Genomic DNA, 323 nt, shown 5'->3' on the forward strand with positions numbered 1-323 from the left:
TAAACCTGTCGCTGGCGAAGGTACTAAACCTCAATTAGCGGTTGACACCAAAGCGTTAGGCGGCATGTATGCCAATAAAATCCGACTGGTTGCCACTGAAGAGGGCGTTGGCGTTAATTTAAAAGAGTTAATCAGTAACCAAGGTGATATTACTTTAAACGCCAATGGCAAAATTGAATTAGGCAATACCCAGGCTAAAACGGACCTCAATATTATTGGCAAAGAAACCCATATTGCGCCCAATATTAACGTGCAGGCGGGACGGGATATTATTCTGGAAAATACCACGCTGGATAATAAAGGCAGCGTGACTGCGGGCCGGG

At 45.2% G+C, this 323-nt stretch carries 1 protein-coding gene; it reads left to right on the plus strand.

The features are described 5' to 3' along the window. Positions 1 to 323, plus strand: a 323-nt coding sequence (locus tag SLS51_RS24940; RefSeq protein ID WP_323840878.1) for a hypothetical protein, incomplete at both ends; no start/stop codon positions are given.

Source organism: Photorhabdus africana (genome assembly GCF_035181445.1).
Taxonomy (GTDB): domain Bacteria; phylum Pseudomonadota; class Gammaproteobacteria; order Enterobacterales; family Enterobacteriaceae; genus Photorhabdus; species Photorhabdus laumondii.